At 73.3% G+C, this 17,299-nt stretch carries 13 protein-coding genes and 1 tRNA gene; 5 read left to right on the forward strand and 9 right to left on the reverse strand.

Going from position 1 to position 17,299, the window contains the following annotated elements; all coding sequences use genetic code 11:
* Positions 1 to 1,005, reverse strand: a complete 1,005-nt coding sequence (locus ACF1ED_RS23025; RefSeq protein WP_391763291.1) for a sigma-70 family RNA polymerase sigma factor — start codon at positions 1,003 to 1,005, stop codon at positions 1 to 3.
* A 552-nt stretch (positions 1,006 to 1,557) separates the two neighbouring features.
* Here ACF1ED_RS23025 and ACF1ED_RS23030 point away from each other — a divergent pair.
* Complete coding sequence (locus ACF1ED_RS23030) at positions 1,558 to 2,565, forward strand: questin oxidase family protein (protein WP_391763293.1); 1,008 nt, start codon at positions 1,558 to 1,560, stop codon at positions 2,563 to 2,565.
* 15 nt (positions 2,566 to 2,580) lie between these two features.
* Here ACF1ED_RS23030 and ACF1ED_RS23035 read toward each other — a convergent pair whose 3' ends face one another.
* Positions 2,581 to 3,369 (reverse strand): dioxygenase, encoded by a 789-nt coding sequence (locus tag ACF1ED_RS23035; RefSeq protein ID WP_391763295.1) that lies wholly within the window; start codon positions 3,367 to 3,369, stop codon positions 2,581 to 2,583.
* Between the two features lie 96 nt (positions 3,370 to 3,465).
* Between ACF1ED_RS23035 and ACF1ED_RS23040 the strand changes: the two genes are divergently transcribed.
* Positions 3,466 to 3,972: a MarR family winged helix-turn-helix transcriptional regulator gene (locus ACF1ED_RS23040; RefSeq protein ID WP_391763297.1), complete on the forward strand. Its 507-nt coding sequence runs from the start codon at positions 3,466 to 3,468 to the stop codon at positions 3,970 to 3,972.
* Between the two features lie 117 nt (positions 3,973 to 4,089).
* Here ACF1ED_RS23040 and ACF1ED_RS23045 read toward each other — a convergent pair whose 3' ends face one another.
* Together ACF1ED_RS23045 and ACF1ED_RS23050 are read right to left on the reverse strand one after the other, a co-directional pair.
* The gene (locus ACF1ED_RS23045; RefSeq protein WP_391763299.1) at positions 4,090 to 5,631 is read right to left on the reverse strand and encodes an MFS transporter; all 1,542 of its coding nucleotides are present in this window, start codon (positions 5,629 to 5,631) and stop codon (positions 4,090 to 4,092) included.
* Between the two features lie 242 nt (positions 5,632 to 5,873).
* Positions 5,874 to 6,554 carry a TetR/AcrR family transcriptional regulator gene (locus tag ACF1ED_RS23050; protein ID WP_391763520.1) on the reverse strand — a complete coding sequence of 227 codons (681 nt, stop codon included), beginning with the start codon at positions 6,552 to 6,554 and terminating at the stop codon, positions 5,874 to 5,876.
* Between the two features lie 481 nt (positions 6,555 to 7,035).
* On the opposite strand from ACF1ED_RS23050, the gene ACF1ED_RS23055 reads away from it, so the two are divergent.
* Positions 7,036 to 8,307, forward strand: coding sequence for a M6 family metalloprotease domain-containing protein (locus ACF1ED_RS23055; protein WP_391763301.1), 1,272 nt, complete (start codon positions 7,036 to 7,038; stop codon positions 8,305 to 8,307).
* Between the two features lie 54 nt (positions 8,308 to 8,361).
* Here ACF1ED_RS23055 and ACF1ED_RS23060 read toward each other — a convergent pair whose 3' ends face one another.
* Positions 8,362 to 9,966, reverse strand: a complete 1,605-nt coding sequence (locus ACF1ED_RS23060; RefSeq protein WP_391763303.1) for a class I adenylate-forming enzyme family protein — start codon at positions 9,964 to 9,966, stop codon at positions 8,362 to 8,364.
* Between the two features lie 100 nt (positions 9,967 to 10,066).
* Between ACF1ED_RS23060 and ACF1ED_RS23065 the strand changes: the two genes are divergently transcribed.
* A tRNA-Arg gene (locus ACF1ED_RS23065) sits at positions 10,067 to 10,142 on the forward strand.
* Positions 10,143 to 10,194: 52 nt separating this feature from the next.
* Here ACF1ED_RS23065 and ACF1ED_RS23070 read toward each other — a convergent pair.
* The 4 genes from ACF1ED_RS23070 to ACF1ED_RS23085 all read right to left on the reverse strand — a co-directional run bounded on the left by ACF1ED_RS23070 (position 10,195) and on the right by ACF1ED_RS23085 (position 16,355).
* Positions 10,195 to 10,488: a hypothetical protein gene (locus ACF1ED_RS23070; RefSeq protein ID WP_391763305.1), complete on the reverse strand. Its 294-nt coding sequence runs from the start codon at positions 10,486 to 10,488 to the stop codon at positions 10,195 to 10,197.
* A gap of 26 nt (positions 10,489 to 10,514) precedes the next feature.
* Entirely contained in the window at positions 10,515 to 11,282 is a 768-nt protein-coding gene (gene lepB / locus ACF1ED_RS23075; protein WP_391763307.1) for a signal peptidase I, read from the reverse strand.
* A 142-nt stretch (positions 11,283 to 11,424) separates the two neighbouring features.
* Entirely contained in the window at positions 11,425 to 13,113 is a 1,689-nt protein-coding gene (locus tag ACF1ED_RS23080; protein ID WP_391763522.1) for an MFS transporter, read from the reverse strand.
* 773 nt (positions 13,114 to 13,886) lie between these two features.
* Positions 13,887 to 16,355, reverse strand: coding sequence for a serine hydrolase (locus ACF1ED_RS23085; protein WP_391763309.1), 2,469 nt, complete (start codon positions 16,353 to 16,355; stop codon positions 13,887 to 13,889).
* 162 nt (positions 16,356 to 16,517) lie between these two features.
* Here ACF1ED_RS23085 and ACF1ED_RS23090 point away from each other — a divergent pair, with 162 nt between their 5' ends.
* Positions 16,518 to 17,216: a GPP34 family phosphoprotein gene (locus ACF1ED_RS23090; RefSeq protein ID WP_391763311.1), complete on the forward strand. Its 699-nt coding sequence runs from the start codon at positions 16,518 to 16,520 to the stop codon at positions 17,214 to 17,216.
* Positions 17,217 to 17,299 lie beyond the last annotated feature (83 nt).

Below are 17,299 nucleotides of genomic sequence, written 5' to 3' on the forward strand. Positions count from 1 at the left end.
CTAGGCGACCGCGTCGAAGCCCGTGTCCCGCGCCATCTTCTTCAGCTCCAGGAGCGCGTGCTTCTCGATCTGGCGGATGCGCTCGCGCGTGAGCCCGTGCTCCTTGCCGACCTCCGTCAGCGTCCGCTCGCGCCCGTCCTCGATGCCGTACCGCATCCGGATGATGGAGGCGGTCCGGTGGTCGAGCTTGTCGATGAGGTCGTCGAGCTCCTCGCTGCGCAGCAGCGTGAGGACGGACTGCTCCGGCGAGATCGCCGACGTGTCCTCCAGGAGGTCGCCGAACTGCGTCTCGCCCTCGTCGTCGACCGACATGTTGAGCGAGACCGGGTCGCGCGCCCAGTCCAGGACGTCCGTGACCCGCTCGGGCGTCGAACCCAGCTCCTCGGCGACCTCGGCGGGCTCGGGCTCGCGCCCGTGCTCGCGGTTGAACTCGCGCTGGACCCGGCGGATCCGGCCCAGCTCCTCCACGAGGTGGACGGGGAGGCGGATGGTGCGGGACTGGTCGGCGATGGACCGGGTGATGGCTTGCCGGATCCACCAGGTGGCGTACGTGGAGAACTTGAAGCCCTTCGCGTAGTCGAACTTCTCGACGGCGCGCACCAGGCCCGCGTTCCCCTCCTGGATCAGGTCGAGCAGGGGCAGGCCGCTGCGCGGATAGCGCCGGGCGACGGCCACGACGAGCCGCAGGTTGGACTTGATGAAGAGGTCCTTGGCGCGCTCGCCCTCGGCGGCCAGCGCCTCCAGCTCCTCGCGGCTCGCCCCGGCCGCCTCGGTGTCCTCCACCTCGCCGTCGAGGATCTGCTGGGCGTAGACGCCCGCCTCGATGGTCTGGGAGAGCTCGACCTCCTTGGCGGCGTCGAGCAGGGGGGTGCGCGCGATCTCGTCGAGGTACATGCCGACCAGGTCGCGGTCGGCGATCTCCCCGCCCACGACGCGAACGCTGCTTGCCCGGCCGTCCCCGCTCTTGGCGGCGGACTGACGACGGGCGACGGCACGGGTTGCCATGCGTGCTCCCTTGCTGAGTAGGTCGCGACACCTTTCGGGTGCCCTGCATCCGACGGAAACAACGACCGGAATCGGGACAGAATTCCCAGGAGGCTCAGGATTTTCGCGATCATGCAGTATCCTGCGCGGCCGCCGCCCCGCCCGTCGGTCCGCGATCCTCACGGATCCGCAGGTCAGAGCCCACGGAGCGGCCTCCGGCCCTTCCCCGACCACACTGTCGGTGAGACAGCCGTCACATACCCGCCGTCCCGTCCCTCACCCACCAGGACGCCACCCGGCCTCCGGGAGGTTGCCCCGCAGCCGGCATCGACCGCCCCCACCGGCATCGACGACCGGCGACGCCCTTCGACGCTCCTCGACGACCGGCGACGTCCCTCGACGCCCCTCGACGCCCCTCGACGTCCCTCGACGTCCCTCGACGCCCCTCGACGTCCCTCGACGTCCCTCCGCGGCCCTCGACGTCCCTCGACCATCGGCCGAGGCCCGCTCCGCCCCGCGGTGTAGGTCCCGGGCCCGTTACGGCCCGCCCCTCCCCCGCCCTACCGTCCCCCCATGGACACCACCGGCATCCTCGACGAGGCACTCGAACGACTCCACGCCACCGGTCCCGAGCGGAACGGCTGGCTCACCAACCACGCGCCGATGGCCGTGGAGGCGCTGGCCCGCCACGGCCACGCCGCCGCCGTGCACCGCTGGCTGGACGCGTACGCGCCGAAGCTGGAGGAGGCGCCCGCCCCGTACGCCCCGGTCACCGCCGCGAACTGGCCGGAGGCGCTCGGCGACCCGGCCCGGATCACGGACTGGACCCGGTACTTCGCCCGGGAGCTGGCGGACCGGCCCTGGCGGGAGGTGCTGGCGGAGTGGTGGCCCCGGCTGCTGCCCGGCATCGCGGGCGGCTCCACGCATCCGGTGATCCGCACCGGGCACGCCGTACGGACCCTGCTCTCGCCCGGCGGCGGGACGGCGCCCCGGCGGGCCGAGCTGGCGCACGCGCTCGGCTACTGGGCCGCCCGCCACCAGCCGCTGCCGCCGCTCGCGCCGCTGGCCGCCGCGCCGGACGCGGCCGCCGCGCTCGGCGCCGTACCCCCGGTGCCGCGGCAGGAGGGCGGGATGCGGGAGCGCCTCGCGCAGCTCACGGCCTTCCCTGTCTGGGGCGGGGCACCGGACCCCGACACCGCGAAGGCGCTGCTCACCGAGCTGGTGACGGCGGCGACGCACCGGTACGCGACGCACGGGCACGGCGAGCCGATCATGCTGGTGCACGCGGCGACGGCGCCCAACGCGGTGCTGCGGGCCCTGCCCGCGCTGCCCCGCGCGCTGTGGGCGCCGAGCCTCGCGGCGGCCTGGACGGCCTCGGCGGCGGTCACGGCCGCGTACGCGCCGCGGGAGGCCGCTCCGTACGCGCCGGCCGGCCTCGCCCCCGAGGAGGTCTTCGCGCGGGCGGCGGCGCACGGCGACGACCACACGATCAAGTTCACGGACACGGCGCTGGACGTCGGCGGTCCGCTCGCGCTGGCCGCCGCCGTCCGCTCGGTGGAGCTGAACCCGCCGGTCCTGTGAGGACCGGCCCCGGGCTCAGCCGAACTGCACCGAGCGCTTCGCCAGGCCCATCCAGAAGCCGTCGATCACGGAGCGCTCGGCGTCGAGGTCGCCGGCCGCGTCCGCCGCGCCCATGGTGACGAAGAGCGGGGCGAAGTGCTCCGTGCGCGGGTGGGCGAGGCGGCCGGCCGGGGACTTGTGCGCGAAGTCGAGCAGGGCGTCCACGTCGCGGGCGGCGAGGGCCTCGTGCCCCCAGGCGTCGAACTCGGCGGACCAGCCCGGCACGCCGCCACCGGTGTGGCGGAGGGCGGCGAGGTTGTGGGTGAAGAAGCCGCTGCCGACGATCAGCACGCCCTCGTCGCGCAGCGGGGCGAGCCTGCGGCCGATGTCCATGAGGCGGCGCGGGTCGAGGGTGGGCATGGAGATCTGGAGGACGGGGACGTCGGCGCCGGGGTACATCTCGACGAGCGGCACGTACGCGCCGTGGTCGAGGCCCCGGTCGGGGATGTCCTGCACGGGGGTGCCGGGCGAGCGGAGCAGCTTGCGGACGGACTCGGCGAGCGCGGGCGCGCCGGGGGCGTCGTACCGGACCCGGTAGTAGTGCTCGGGGAAGCCCCAGAAGTCGTAGACGAGGGGGACGGTCTCGGTGGCGCCGAGGGCGAGCGGGGCCTCCTCCCAGTGGGCGGAGACCATGAGGATCGCCCTGGGGCGGGGCAGGCCGGCCGACCAGGCGGCGAGCTCGCCGGGCCAGACCGGGTCGTCGGCGAGCGGCGGGGCGCCGTGGGACAGGTAGAGCGCGGGCATCCGTTCCTGCGTGGCCTCCATGGCGACGGCTCCTCCTCCGACAGAACTTCTTGAAACTTCAAGCTGATGCATGCAGCGTAAACCTACATAGTTCAACTTTCAAGAACGGGTCGTACGATGGGTGTCATGGGAGACAGGACCGAACCGCGCTGGCTCAGCGACGGCGAACAGCGCGTCTGGCGCTCGTACCTCCACGCCACCACGCTCCTGGAGGATCACCTCGACCGCCAGTTGCAGCGGGACGCGGGCATGCCGCACGTGTACTACGGACTGCTCGTCCAGCTCTCCCAGGCCCCGCGCCGCCGGCTCCGCATGACCGAGCTCGCGAAGAGCGCCAAGATCACCCGCTCCCGGCTCTCGCACGCCGTCGCCCGCCTGGAGAAGAACGGCTGGGTCCGGCGCGAGGAGTGCCCCTCCGACAAGCGCGGCCAGTTCGCCCGGCTCACGGACGAGGGCACGGAGGTCCTGCGGCGCACCGCGCCCGGGCACGTGGCGGCGGTGCGCCAGGCGATGTTCGACCGGCTCAGCCCCGAGCAGGTCGAACAGCTCGGCACGATCATGCGGGTGATGGCCGAGGGTCTGGAGCCCACCGGCCCGGACGCGGACCTGCCCTGGCTCCGCTGAGCGCGACGCTCGGCGGGACCAGGGCGGGGGCGAGGGGTAGGGCGGGGCGGGGGCGAGGGGTAGGGCCGGGCCGGGCGGGGCCGGGCCGGGGATGGAGACCGGCCCGAGCCCGCGGGCTCAGTGTGCGATGACCGGCACCTTCACCTCGTCCTCGGCGCCCGCGCCGGAGCCGGCGACCGCGCCCGTGTCCGGCTTCCCGGTGGTGATGAGCACGGCCGCGATGGCCGCGGAGACGGCCAGGATGCCGACCGCCCACCAGATCGCGGCCGTGTAGCCCTCGACCATGCCCTGGAGCTGGAGCAGCTTCTGGGCGGCCGGGGTGGTCGCGCCGGCGGCGTGGTCGGTGAGGTACGCGGTCGTCGCCGAGGCGGCGATCGTGTTCAGCAGGGCCGTACCGATGGCGCCGCCGACCTGCTGCGAGGTGTTGACCATCGCGGAGGCCACGCCGGCGTCCTTCGGGTCCACGCCGTGCGTGGCGAGCGACATGGCCGGCATGAAGGCGGTGCCCATGCCGAGGCCGAGCAGCAGCTGCGCGGGCAGGATCAGCCCGGCGTACGAGGTGCCCACCTCCAGCTGCGTCAGCAGCAGCATGCCGAGCGCGGCGGTCAGGAAGCCGGGGGCCATGAGCAGCCGCGGCGGGACCCGGGTCATCAGCCGGGTGCCGATCTGGGTCGAGCCGATGATCATGCCCGCGATCATGGGCAGGAACGCGAAGCCGGTCATGACCGGCGAGTAGCCCTTCACGACCTGGAGGTAGTACGTCAGGAAGAGGAAGAGGCCGAACATCGCGATGACGGCGAGGCCGAGCGAGAGGTAGACACCGCCGCGGTTGCGGTCGGTGAGGACGCGCAGCGGCAGCAGCGGGTTCTTCACCTTCGCCTCGACGAGCACGAAGGTGCCGAGCAGCACCACGGAGCTCACGAACATGCCGATCGTGCCCGCGTCGCTCCAGCCCTCGGACTCGGCGCGGGTGAAGCCGTAGACGAGCGCGACCAGGCCCAGGGTGGAGAGGACCACGCCGGGGACGTCGAGCGCGGAACGGTTGCGGCCGCCGGCCGGCTCGCGGATCACCAGGTACGCGCCGACGGCGGCGACGATCGCGAACGGGATGTTGACGAAGAAGGTCCAGCGCCAGTTCAGGTACTCGGTGAGGAAGCCGCCGAGGATCAGGCCCACGGCGCCGCCGCCACCGGCGATCGCGCCGTAGATGCCGAAGGCCTTGGCGCGCTCCTTGGCGTCGGTGAAGGTCACGGCGAGCAGCGAGAGCGCGGCGGGCGCGAGCAGCGCGCCGAAGGCGCCCTGGAGCGCGCGGGCCCCGAGCATCATGGCCTCGCCGGTGGCGGCACCGCCGAGGGCGGAGGCGGCGGCGAAGCCGATCAGGCCGACGACGAAGGTGCGCTTGCGGCCCCAGAGGTCGGCGATGCGCCCGCCGAAGAGCAGCAGGCCGCCGAAGGCGAGGGCGTAGGCCGTGATGACCCACTGCCGGTTGCCGTCCGATATGCCGAGGTCCTGCTGGGCGGAGGGGAGGGCGATGTTCACGATGGTCGCGTCGAGCACGACCATCAGCTGGGCGAGGGCGATGAAGACGAGGGCCTTCCAGCGGCCGGGGTCGGGCTGGAGGCCGGCCGCCGACCGGGAGGTCTGGACGGTTTCGGGCATGGGGGTAGCCACCTCTTGGTGCGTAAAGGAAGAAAAGGACGTTCTAGAAGTCTGTGGGCCCGGGGAGGGGAGGGCTCAGGGGCGGGGAGGGCTCAGGGGCGGGGAGGGTTCAGGGGCGGGAAAGGGAAGGGTCGGGATCGGGGTCGGGGTGGAGGGAAGGATCCGGGGCAGGAGGAGGGAAGGGTCAGAGTCAGTCAGGGATGAGGGCGGGGGCAGGGGCGGGAAGGACCAGGAGCCCGCCCTCACTCGCCGCGCCGCAGGCCCTCCAAGGTCACGGACGAACCCGGGAGCACCGAGCGGGCGGGCGCCTCCAGGCCGTCGAGGAAGAGCTGGAGATGACGGTGGACGAAGGGGGCGAAGGCGGCGCAGCCTGTGCCGGGCAGCGGCCGGGTGAGCTGCGAGACGGCGACCATCAGGTCACCGGCGCCGACGTCCGGGCGGAGCCGGCCCGCCGCGCGCGCCAGACCGAGCAGCTCCTCGACGGACTCCTCCAGCCGGTCCCGCTCGGCGGCGAGATCGGGATGGTCGTGGTCGAAGTCCGCGTCGAGCATCGGGCAGAGCGCGCCCACCCGCTCGTCGGCCGCGCCGTGGACGAAGTCCCGTACCGCCTCGAAGGCGTCCTTCCCGCCGGCGCGGACCGACTCGGTGCCCCGCTCGGCGAGCCCGGCGACCCGGGCGGTCAGGGAGAGGACGACCTCGCGGACGAGGTCGGCGCGCTCGGGGAAGTTCCGGTAGAGCGTGGCGTTGCCGACGCCGGCCCGGCGGGCGATCTCGTCGTAGGGGACGAGGGGGCCGAACTCCACGAACATCTCGCGGGCCGCCGTCACCAGCCGCTCACGGTTGCGCAGGGCATCGGCCCGCGGCCGGGGCACGCGCCGCGCGGCCACCACGGTCACCTCGGACGTACCGGGCACCACGGTCACCTCGGACGTACCGGCCGCCTCGACCGCCTCAGGCACCACAGCCCCTTCAGGCACCACAGCCCCTTCAGACGCCCCGGCCACCTCGGACACACCGACCGTCCCGGAGACACCAGCCGTCCCGGACACATCGACCGCCCCGGACACACCAGCCGTCCCGGCCGCCACGCGGCCCCGCACGCTCGGCGGCCCGTCGGTGTGGATCACACCCGTCATGCCACGACCTCCTCGGCCGTCCGGGCTCCGGCCTCTCAGCCTTTCGGAGCCATCCGGGGAAACAGTCCCCACTTCGTCGAACTCTCTCCTGAACGGGGAAGGAGTCCCCAGTTATTTCAACCCTCCCTGTGACCTGGATCACAGCACACGCCCCGTCACCGGATACCCACGATCGGTCCACCCGGCGCGCGCCCCCGCGCCGCTCCGCACAGGCTGAGCCCACGGCACACCACGCCGCTGACCTGGCCCCGACCGGAGAGGCGACCGCATGCAGCACACCCGCCGGCGGATACGCAGACCGGTCGCCCTCGCGGCGACCTCGGCCCTCCTGCTCACCGTGCTCGTCTCGGCGAGCACCACGCTCCCCGGCCCCGCCCCGGCCTCGGCCGGCCCGGTGGCCGCCGCGCCGGACACCACCCGGCTCGGACCGTGCCGCATCGCCACCGCCCTGGGCGTGCAGATGTCGGAAGGGCTGCCGACCGCCCCCGGGTACGCCCCCTCCACCGGCCGCGTCCGCGCCCTCACGCTCATGGTCGACTTCCCCGACGCCCGCGGCGAGGGCACGGCCATGTCCCGTTTCCGGGAGTTCTTCCCGCAGACCTCCGACTGGTTCCGCGTCAGCTCCTACGGCCGGCTCCAGTACCACTCCGAGGCCCCGATACCCGACTGGCTGCGGATGCCCCGGCCGTTCTCCTCGTACGGGATCGAGCGCGGCGCCCCGTACGAACCGGGCTACCGCTCCTTCGTCGAGGACATCGTGAAGGCGGCCGACCCGAAGGTCGACTTCAGCGCCTACGACCTGGTCAACGTCCTGGTCACGCCGAACGCCGGCCCCTCCGCCCTGGAGACCGTCCTGTCCGTGACCTTCTCCGGCAACGACGACGCGCCCTACGCCGACGGCGTCCCGCTCGCCAACACGTCCTTCGTCTACAGCCGCCAGGACGACGGCTCCGGCAGCTACGCCCAGACCGGCTACCGCGTCCTCCCGCACGAGAACGGCCACGTCTTCGGCCTGCCCGACCTCTACACCGCCGACGGCGGCGGCACGGTCGGCCACTGGGACATCATGTCCGAGGACTGGGGGGCCAACAACGACCTGCTCGGCTGGCACAAGTGGAAGCTCGGCTGGCTCGACAACGACCAGATCCGCTGCGCCTCCGCCACCGGCACCAGCGAGCACCTGCTCACCCCGCTGGCCGTCGCCGGCGGCCCCAAGCTGGTCTTCGTCCCGCTCTCCGACACCACCGGATACGCCGTCGAGGTCCGCACCCGCGAGGGCAACGACGAGGCCGTCTGCGAACCGGGCGTCCTCGTCTACCGCGTCGAGTCCGACGTGGACACCGGCCACGGCCCGGTGACCGTCGCCGACAGCGACCGCACCAGCGGCGGCTGCACCCGCCGCCCCAACGTCCACGCGGAACTCTCCGACGCGCCCTTCCGCCCCGGCGAGACCTTCACCGACCGCACCCACGGCATCCGGATAGGCGTCGTCGACGAGGACCCGGCCGGCGGCTTCCGCGTCCGCGTCACCCGGGACTGACGACGGCCCCGGCCGCCGGCCCACAGCCGGCGGCGGCTGCCGGCGGCCCCACCGTCAGCCGCGCCGGACGACAGCCTCCACCCTCTCCCGCAACGGCCCCTTGACCAGCTTCCCGGCCCGGTTCCGGGGCAGCTCCCCGTCCTCCACGAGGACGACGTGCGCGGGCACCTTGAAGGCGGCGAGGCGCGCGGCGACGTGCGCCCGCAGCGCCTCCGCCCCGGCCGAGGAGCCCGCCCGGAGCCGTACGACCGCCCCGACCTCCTCCCCCAGCAGGGGGTGCGGCACCCCCACGACGGCCGCGTCGAGCACGTCCGGGTGCGCCTGGAGGGCCTGCTCCACCTCCACGCAGTACACGTTCTCGCCGCCCCGGATCACCAGGTCGGTGAGCCGGTCGACGACCGAGACCCGCCCCCCGGAGTCCACCCGGGCGAGATCGCCGGTACGGAACCACCCGCCGGGCGCGAAGGCGGCCCGGGTCGCCTCCGGGTTCCCCCAGTACCCCCGGAAGAGCGACTGCCCCCGCAGCCACAGCTCGCCCACCCCGTCGTCCCCCGGCGCCTCGATCCGCACCTCGGTGGCCGGCGAGGGCCGCCCCACGCTCCCGGGATGCTCGCGGTACTCGGCCCCCACGTTGGCGAGCACCCCGCCACAGGTCTCGGTGAGCCCGTACCCGTTCCGGGGCGCGATCCGCTCCCCGTACCCGGCCGCCAGCTCCCCGGTGATCCCGGGCGGCGCGGCGGCCCCGCCCGTACTCAGCAGCACCAGGCTCTCCAGCGCGTCCCCCGACTCCCGGGCGAGCGCGAGCAGCTGCAGCGCGGTGGTCGGCACCCCCGCGTAATGGGTCACCCCGTGCTCGCGGATCAGCTCCAGCGCCCGCCCCGCGTCCCACTTCCGCATCATGACCAGCGTCCCCCCGGCCGCCATGACGGCGTACAGCGAGGTGAAGGCGGCGACGTGGAAGAACGGGAAGGTCGTCAAGGACACCACGGGCTTCCCGCCCCCCGGCCGCTCCCCCCGCGCGACCGCGGCGAAGTACCGCGGATGGATCGCGGCCCCGGCCTGCGCGAGGTGCGTGGCGACGGCCCCCTTGGGCCGCCCGGTGGTCCCGGACGTGTAGAAGATCGTGGCGTCGTCCTCGGGCGCCACCTCGACGTCGGGCGGCCCGAGCAGCGGATCGTCGTCCACCTCGTACGCCGCGAACCCGGGCTCGGCCTCCCCCCGGAACACGATCCCCGGCACCCCGGCGGCCCGCGCCCACCCCCGCACCCGCCCGACCCGCTCACCGTCGACCAGCAGCACCCCCGGCGCGCAGTCGTCCAACGCGTGGGCGAACTCCTCCTCGCCCCACCACGCGTTCAACGGCACCACGACCAGCCCCGCCAGCTGGGCCCCCCAGAACGCCACCTGCCACTCCGGCAGGTTCCGCATCGCGACCACGGCCCGGTCCCCCGGCCGAAGCCCGTACTCCCCCGCCAGCCGCCGCCCCAGCCCACAGGCGGCGTCGAAGAACTCCCGATAGGTCAGGCTCTCCCCCTCACCCACCAGGAAAACCCGGTCCCCGAACGCCCACACCGCCTCGACGAACTCCCGCAACGTCCGGGGCCCCCGCACGTACACCCCGTCCACGACCTCGAACGGCGCCCCTTCCTCCGTCAGCACGACCCCACCCCTCTCACCCGTCCCACCGAAGCTAGCCACCCCCAACCCCCACCCACAACCCCACCCCCCAACCCCCCATCCGCTACGCTGTCCAAGCCCCGCCTCCGTAGCTCAGGGGATAGAGCACCGCTCTCCTAAAGCGGGTGTCGCAGGTTCGAATCCTGCCGGGGGCACCAGGCGAAGGGCGCCCAGTGATGTCACTGGGCGCCCTTCTGTGTGCTGGGGTGGTCAGGCGAGGACGACGTTGTGGGCCGGGATGACCGTGGGGTGGAGGTCGGGGTGGCCCAGGGCGGCGAGGACCGGGGCGAAGGTCTTGGCGTGGGTGGCCAGGGCTTCCTCGCTCTCCCAGATCTCGGTGACGCGGAAGCCGCCGTCGACCGGGCCGGCCGCGTGGGAGAGGAGGCCGGGGTTGGGGAGGTCCGCGAAGCGGGTGAAGCCCCGGCCCTCGGTGACGCGGTCGATGACCGTGTCGTAGAGGTCCTGGCCCGCGCCGGGGAGTTCGAAGGTGACGATGACTGCCATGGGGGTTTCCTTCTCGTGGTGCGCGGTCACTTCCGGGAGTCGAAGGCGTCCGGGATCGGGAGGGTGGACCAGTGGGGGACGGGCCAGGCCACGACGACCGCCCGGCCCACCACGTCGGTGAGGGGGAGCATGCCGCCCCGGCCGTCGTTCTGGTGGTAGCGGGAGTCCTGGGAGGCCTGGCGGTGGTCGCCCATGACCCAGAGGTGGCCGGCGGGGACGGTGACCTTGAAGCGGCCGCCCTCGTCGTCGCTGCAGGGGGTGTTGCCCTCGTAGACGTACGGCTCGGTCAGGGGGGTGCCGTTCAGCTTCAGGGGGCCCGTGCCCTGGCACTCGACCGTGTCGCCCGCCACGCCGATCACCCGCTTGATCAGGTGCTGTTCGCCGGCCGCCGGCATCAGGCCGACGAAGCCGAGGGCCTTCTGGACGGTGCTGGGGGGCTTCATCTCGTGGCCCGCGAGCCAGTCGGCGGGGTCGCGGAAGACGACCACTTCGCCCCGGTCGGGCTCCGAGCCGAACCAGGGGGTGAGCTTGTCGACCAGGACGCGGTCGTCCTCCTGGAGGGTGTTCTGCATGGACCCCGAGGGAATCAGGAACGCCTGCAGCAGGAAGGTCTTGATCAGGAAGGCGAGGCCCAGGGCGACGACCGCCAGGAGGGGGTACTCCACCCAGGGGGAGAGCCGGCGGCGGCGCCCGGGGGGCGGGGGCGAGGACTCCCGCGCCTCCGGGTCGGGCCTCGTCTCCGTCGCCACGTCCCCCGCGCCCGCCGCACCCGTCACGTCTCCCGTGTCCGCCACGTCCGCACGCCCCGATTCAGTTGGTTCCTGCCGCATGGGACGACCCTAGGGCCCGTACCCGGGGGTGGGCAGCCCTCTGCCGCGTTCACCCTCCTTATGGGTGACCGCGAGGGATGAGCCGAGGGGTGGGGGCGGGCAGGGGTCAGCGCAGTTCCTCCGGGCAGGCGGTGCCGCGCGGGAAGAGCTTGTAGGGGGCGGCCAGGCGGTACGTACCGGCCTTGGGGGCGACCAGTTCCGTCCACTCGTCGCCCTCCTCGTCCGGTTCCGCCTTCACCAGGCAGCCGTTCTCGTTGGCGAAGACCTTCGGGAGTTCGGTCTCGGACTCCTCCCGGGCCAGCTTGGACTCCTCCGTCTCCTGCGGGGGCTCCACCTTGCCGCCGTTCTCGTCCATCAGGGCGAGCCAGGGAGAGTAGGGGACGCGGATCTTGATCCGGGCCGGGCGGTCGAGGTGGAGGACGACCTCGTTCTCGGCGGCGCGCTCGACCTGGGCGGGGGCGTCGGCGAGGGGGGTGGCGCCGGCGACCTCGTACAGCCGCCAGTTCGCGTCGGACCACACCTGCTTCAGGTAGGGCAGGCCCTCGTCGACCAGCTCCGCCTCGCGCTCCGCGCCGGAGTCGGGGGCGCCGGTGGGCAGGACGACGTACCGGACGGCCCAGCGGTGGAGCCACTCGCGGTAGTTCACGGCGTTGAGGGTGTCGTCGTAGAAGAGCGGGTTGCGCTCCATGTCGGCCTGGCGGTTCCAGCCGCGCGCCAGGTTGATGTACGGGCTGAGCGCCGAGGACTCACGGTGGCTGGAGGCCGGGACGACCTCCACGCGGGCCTTCCGGGCGTCCCTCACCTGGAGCTGGTTGATGAGCGGCGCCACCTCGAAGGCCCAGGAGGCGTCCGGGCGGGTGCGGATCACGTCGTCGACGCCCTTGAAGCCGATCCAGAAGTTCAGGCCGAGGAAGGCGACGGCCAGCGCGTACCAGCGGCGCGAGCGCGGGCGCGTGTACGGCAGCGCAGCCAGCAGCGCCACGCCCGCGAAGAGCATCGGGAGCCGCGAGATGTTGGAGCCGATCTGGGAGTCGATCAGCCAGGTCAGGAAGGTGCCGACGGTGTAGCAGGCGGCGGCCGTGCGGACCGTCCGCCAGTCCCTCGGGACGAGGACCAGGACGAGGATCCCGAAGAGCAGCGGCAGCGACGTCGAACCGAAGGACATCGGCTGCGTGCCGGAGAAGGGGAAGAGCCAGGAGGAGACCGCGACGACCGCCACGGGGGCGAGGCCGATGGCGTACGCGCCCGGCCTCCGCTTGTTGAGGAAGAGCGCCGCCGCCACCACGCCGAGGAACAGTCCCGCGACCGGGCTGCACGCCGTCGCGAGCCCGGCGAGCGGTGCCGCCACGGCGGCCTTCGCCCAGCGCCTGCGGCGCCAGCGGTGCGGCCAGCAGAAGACGGCGGCGACCGCGCCGAGCGCGAACATCATGCCGAGCCCGAAGGTCACCCGGCCCGACAGCGCGTTGCAGAGGAAGGCAAAGACGCCCGCGAGGGAGCACGCCATGGGGTTGCGGACGGCCGGGACCCGCACGAGGATCAGCGCGGTCAGGGCGGCGGAGAGCGTCCCCGCGATCATCATCGTCGAGCGGACGCCGAGCACCGACATCACGTACGGCGAGACCACGCTGTACGAGACCGGGTGCATGCCTCCGTACCAGGCCAGGTTGTACGCCGAGTCGGGGTGCCGTCCGACGAACTCGGCCCAGGCGTCCTGCGCCGCGAGGTCGCCGCCGCTGTTCGCGAAGTAGAAGAACCACAGGACGTGGAGGAGCGCGGCGACGCCCGTCGCCGCCATCACGGGGTAGCGGCGCTTGCGGCGCCGCGACGGAGCCGGGGCCGGGTCCGGGGCCGGGGACGGGGGCGGCGCGGTGGTCCGCTCGGGAGTCCGCTCGGGGGCGGAGCGCTGGTTCGGGAGCACTATTCGCGAAGGTGAACCGGGGGTGAGGGGCATGGGTGCGGAGGCGAGGGAGGCCGGTGCGGTCTCCTCGGTGCCATCCTGCGCGACGTCCGGCCCGGCGTCCTGCGGGGAGCGGGTGGCGGTGGACCGCTCGGTGCTCCGGGTGGGGTTCCGCTCGGTGTTCCGGGCGGTGTCTGGGGTGGTCTTCCGGGCGGTGTCCGGGGTGGTGTTCCGGGAGGTGTCCGGGGTGGTGTTCCGCTCGGTGTGCCCGCTGGGGTTCCGCTCGGTGTCCCGGCCCTGGTCCGTGCGCTGGTCGGCGCCTCGGCCGGAGGGACGGTCCCGGTCGGTGTCCTGGCCGAGGCCGGTCTCCCGGTCCGTGTCCTGAGTCCGGTCGGTGACCCGGCCGGCGCCCTGGTCGGCGACCTGGTCGGTGTGCTGCTCGGGGCGGGGGGCGGGGGCCGTGCTGCGGCCCGCGCGTGTCGGCTCGGCGGTGGTCACTGCGGCCCTTTCCCGTGCTGCTTCCGTGCTGCTTCCGTCCGCTTCCCGCGCGGCTTCCGTGCGGCTCCTGTCCGGCGCCCGTACGGGTTCGCTCGGCGCGTCCGGACCCGAAGACGCTAACAGCAGGGCGCCCCGGTCGTCCGGGGCGCCCTGGCGTTCGACCACCTGGCCGGTCAGCTCACGCGGGTCAGCTTCTTGTCGAAGCCGGGCTCCACCAGGTCGGCCTGGAGCGCCACCGGGGCGCTGACCTTCCCCGCGCCCTCGCCGATCGAGACCGTGCCGACGACGTCCCCGGCCCTGCCGGTGTGCGGGACGGCCTTGCCGCCGTCGGTCAGCGCCAGCGCGACCTTCAGGCCCGGCCAGCCGACCGCCTTGATCTCCTTCGTCGCCACGACCGGCGTCTGCCCGCCGAGGCCGTCGTCGACGTAGCCGACGACCTGGCCCTTCTTCACGACGGCCGCGGACGTGACGGCGTCCTGCGCCTTCTTGATCAGCTCGTAGCTGTAGTCGAGCGACAGCTCCAGCTTCTTGTTGAGGGTGGCGGCGTCCTGCGCGCCCATCACGATGCCCAGGACGCGGCGGATCTTGCCGTCGACGACCGTGTTCGCCGACCAGAGCAGATTGCCGCCCGCCGGGGTGGAGGAGCCGGTCTTGATGCCGCTCACGCCCTCCTTGAGCAGGAGCCGGCTGTTGTTGTTCTCGATGTAGCCGACGCCCTCGATGGTCGCGTTCGGCATGTCCACGATCTCGCGGAACACGTCGTACTGCATGACCGCCTTCGCCAGCTTCAGCTGGTCCCGCGGGGTCGAGACGGTGGAGTCGAGGAGGCCGGACGGGTCGGTGTACCGGGACTGGGTCATGCCCAGGTCCTTCGCGGCCGCGTTCATCTTGTCGACGAACGCCTGCTCCGAGCCGGCGTCCCAGCGCGCGAGCAGCCGGGCCACGTTGTTGGCCGACGGGATCATCAGGAGCTGGAGGAGCTCCTTCTCCGTGTAGGTCTGACCCTCCTTCACGGGCGCCGTCGACTCGTGCACCGCCTTCGCCTGGTCGGCCGCCTTCTTGTCGACGGTGATCTCGGGGCCCTGCTTCTTCCCCTTGATCGGGTGGTCGCGGAGGATCACGTACGCGGTCATCGTCTTCGTCACGGACGCGATCGGGGCCGGCTTCTGCGGCCCGTACGTGCCCATGGAACCGACGCCCTCGACCTCCACCGCGCCCTGGCCCTCGCCGGGCCACGGCATCTGGAGCGGGCCGCCCGCGAAGGTGTACGTCGGGGAGGCGGAGAGCTTCAGGACGGGTGCCGGCAGCGGCCGGACCATCTGCGCGATCGCAAAGACGATCAGGAGGAGCAGGACCAGCGGGGTCCAGATGCGGACCCGGCGCACGGTCGTGCGCCACGCGTTCGGCGGCGGGGGCGGGGTGTTCGTCAGCTCGGCCAGCAGGTCGAGCGGGGGCAGCGGCGGCAGCGGCTGCTGCCGCGTCCGCTCGGGCTCCCCGAGCGCGGACGGAACCGCGGACGCGGGCGCGGGGACCGCCGCCTTCGCCGGGGCCGACGGCTTCGCGGCCTGGGAGGGCTGGGGGGCCTTCGGCGCCTGGGGGGCCTTCGGGATGACCGGGGCCGCGGAAGCGGCCGGAGCGGCCGGCTCGTCGGCGGCCTTCGCCGCCTTCTGGTCGGCCGGGATGTCCGGGCGCAGCGGTACGAAGGTGCTCGTCCGCTCGCTGTCGGAGTCGGGGCCCGTGACGTCACGGGGGAGCTTGAGCGCGGTGGTCGGCTGGTCCACGGCGGGCGCGGCCGGCGGACGGACCGCCCGGAACATGGTGGTGGGCTGGTCGACGGGACCCTCGGTCCGGGACGCGGCGGACTTGGCCCCGGGCCCCGCCTTCGGCTCGGCGCCGGAATCGGAACCGGAGGCAGAGCCGGAGCCGGCATCGGCATCGGTGTCGGTGTCGGTGTCGGACGTGGCCGCGGGCTTCGGGGCCGGCTTCGCGTCGGCCTCCGGCTTCGCGTCGGTCTCCGGTTTCCCGGCCTTCTTCGCGGCGAACCACGACGGCTCCGGCGCCTCGGGCGCCTCGACGGCCGCCTCAGCCGCCTTCTCGGCCTTCGCGGGCTCCTCGGCGTCCCCGGCGCCCTCGGCCGCTCCGGCAGCCGTGGAACCCTCCTCGGGCGCGTCGGGCGCACCGGGCGCGTCGGCGGCCTCAGCGGCCTCCCGCTCCCCGTCGCCGCCCTCGGCCTCCTCGCCGCCCCCTGCCGCACCGCCGTCCGCGGACGCGTCCTCGCCCTCGGACTCGCCCTCGGACTCGTCCGTCGTCTTCGCCGCCGTCGCGACCCACGCCGCCACGGCCTGCTTCAGGCGGTCGCCCCCGGGCTCGGCCGTCTCCGGGGCGTCCGGGGTCTCGGGGGCGTCCGGGGTCTCCGAAGTCTCCGGAACCGATTCCTCGGCCGTCGCGGGCGCATCGGCCGGCGCCTTCTCCGCGTCGTCCTCCGGAGTGCGCGGCGCCAGGGTCTTGAAGACCGCCGTCGGCTGGTCAACCGGAGCCGGCGCAACCGTCGACGGCGAACCCGTCGTCCTGCCCTCCGACGACCCCTGCTGCTCCGCCCTGTCGGGGGACTCGCCCGCCACCGTGCCTCCTCCATGCGTCATGCGTACGTCCGAACCGTCTACCAGTGTCCTGTGTGAACCCCTTGGCTCCCGTGCTAGACGAGAACGACATACCTACTGGTTCCCGGACGAACCACCCAGGCACTCTCGACAGATGAATGTGAGAGGGGTCACCCTGTCATTCATCCACGCGGGGAGGCATGGATGGGCAGGAGCCGCAGAAGTATTCCGGAAGAGCTTCTACTGCTCGCTCTGGACCCGACCACGGGTACCACAGCGCAGCCGCAGTCGCTCGATCTGGGCCTGGCCGGAGCACAGCTAGTAGAGCTGGCCCTGGCAGGACGGATAGCCCCTGACGGGGATCGTATCGCCGTGGTGATGCCACGGCCGACCGGAGATCCGACTCTGGACTCCGCACTGGAACTGCTGCGCAGGCGCGGCAGTCCGGTCCGGGCCGTCCATTGGATCGGCGGGCCCCGACTGGGGCTCCGCCAGACGTATCTCTCGCATCTGGAGCGATGCGGCATGGTGCATGCCGTGGAGGGCCAGATGTGCGGGGTGCTGCCGACGACTCGCTACCAGGCGACGGACACGGCGATCAGCCGGGAGATCAGAACCCGGCTGGACAGTGCGATCCGCACCGGCGTACCGCCGGACCCGCGGACCGCGGCGCTCGCCGCACTGGCCCACGCGGTCGGTCTCGGCAAGCACCTGTACCCCGGCAACGAAGGACGGTCGTCGCGGTCCCGGCTGCGCGACCTGATCCGGCACGACCCCATGGGCGGTCTCGTGGCGCACGCCGTGATGGACGTCCAGAACGGCGCGGCCGCACAGCCGCGCCGGAACGGCCCGGGCGTACCCGCCCAGCCGCGCGGCAGCATGGCCCGCGCCGCCGCCCACTGAGGCGCGCGCACGGACGCACGCACCGCCGCACATACGCACCGCCGCACGACCGCACCACGCACCGCCGCACCACATACCCCTTC

This window comes from Streptomyces sp. NPDC014656 (assembly GCF_043084305.1).
Lineage (GTDB): Bacteria > Actinomycetota > Actinomycetes > Streptomycetales > Streptomycetaceae > Streptomyces.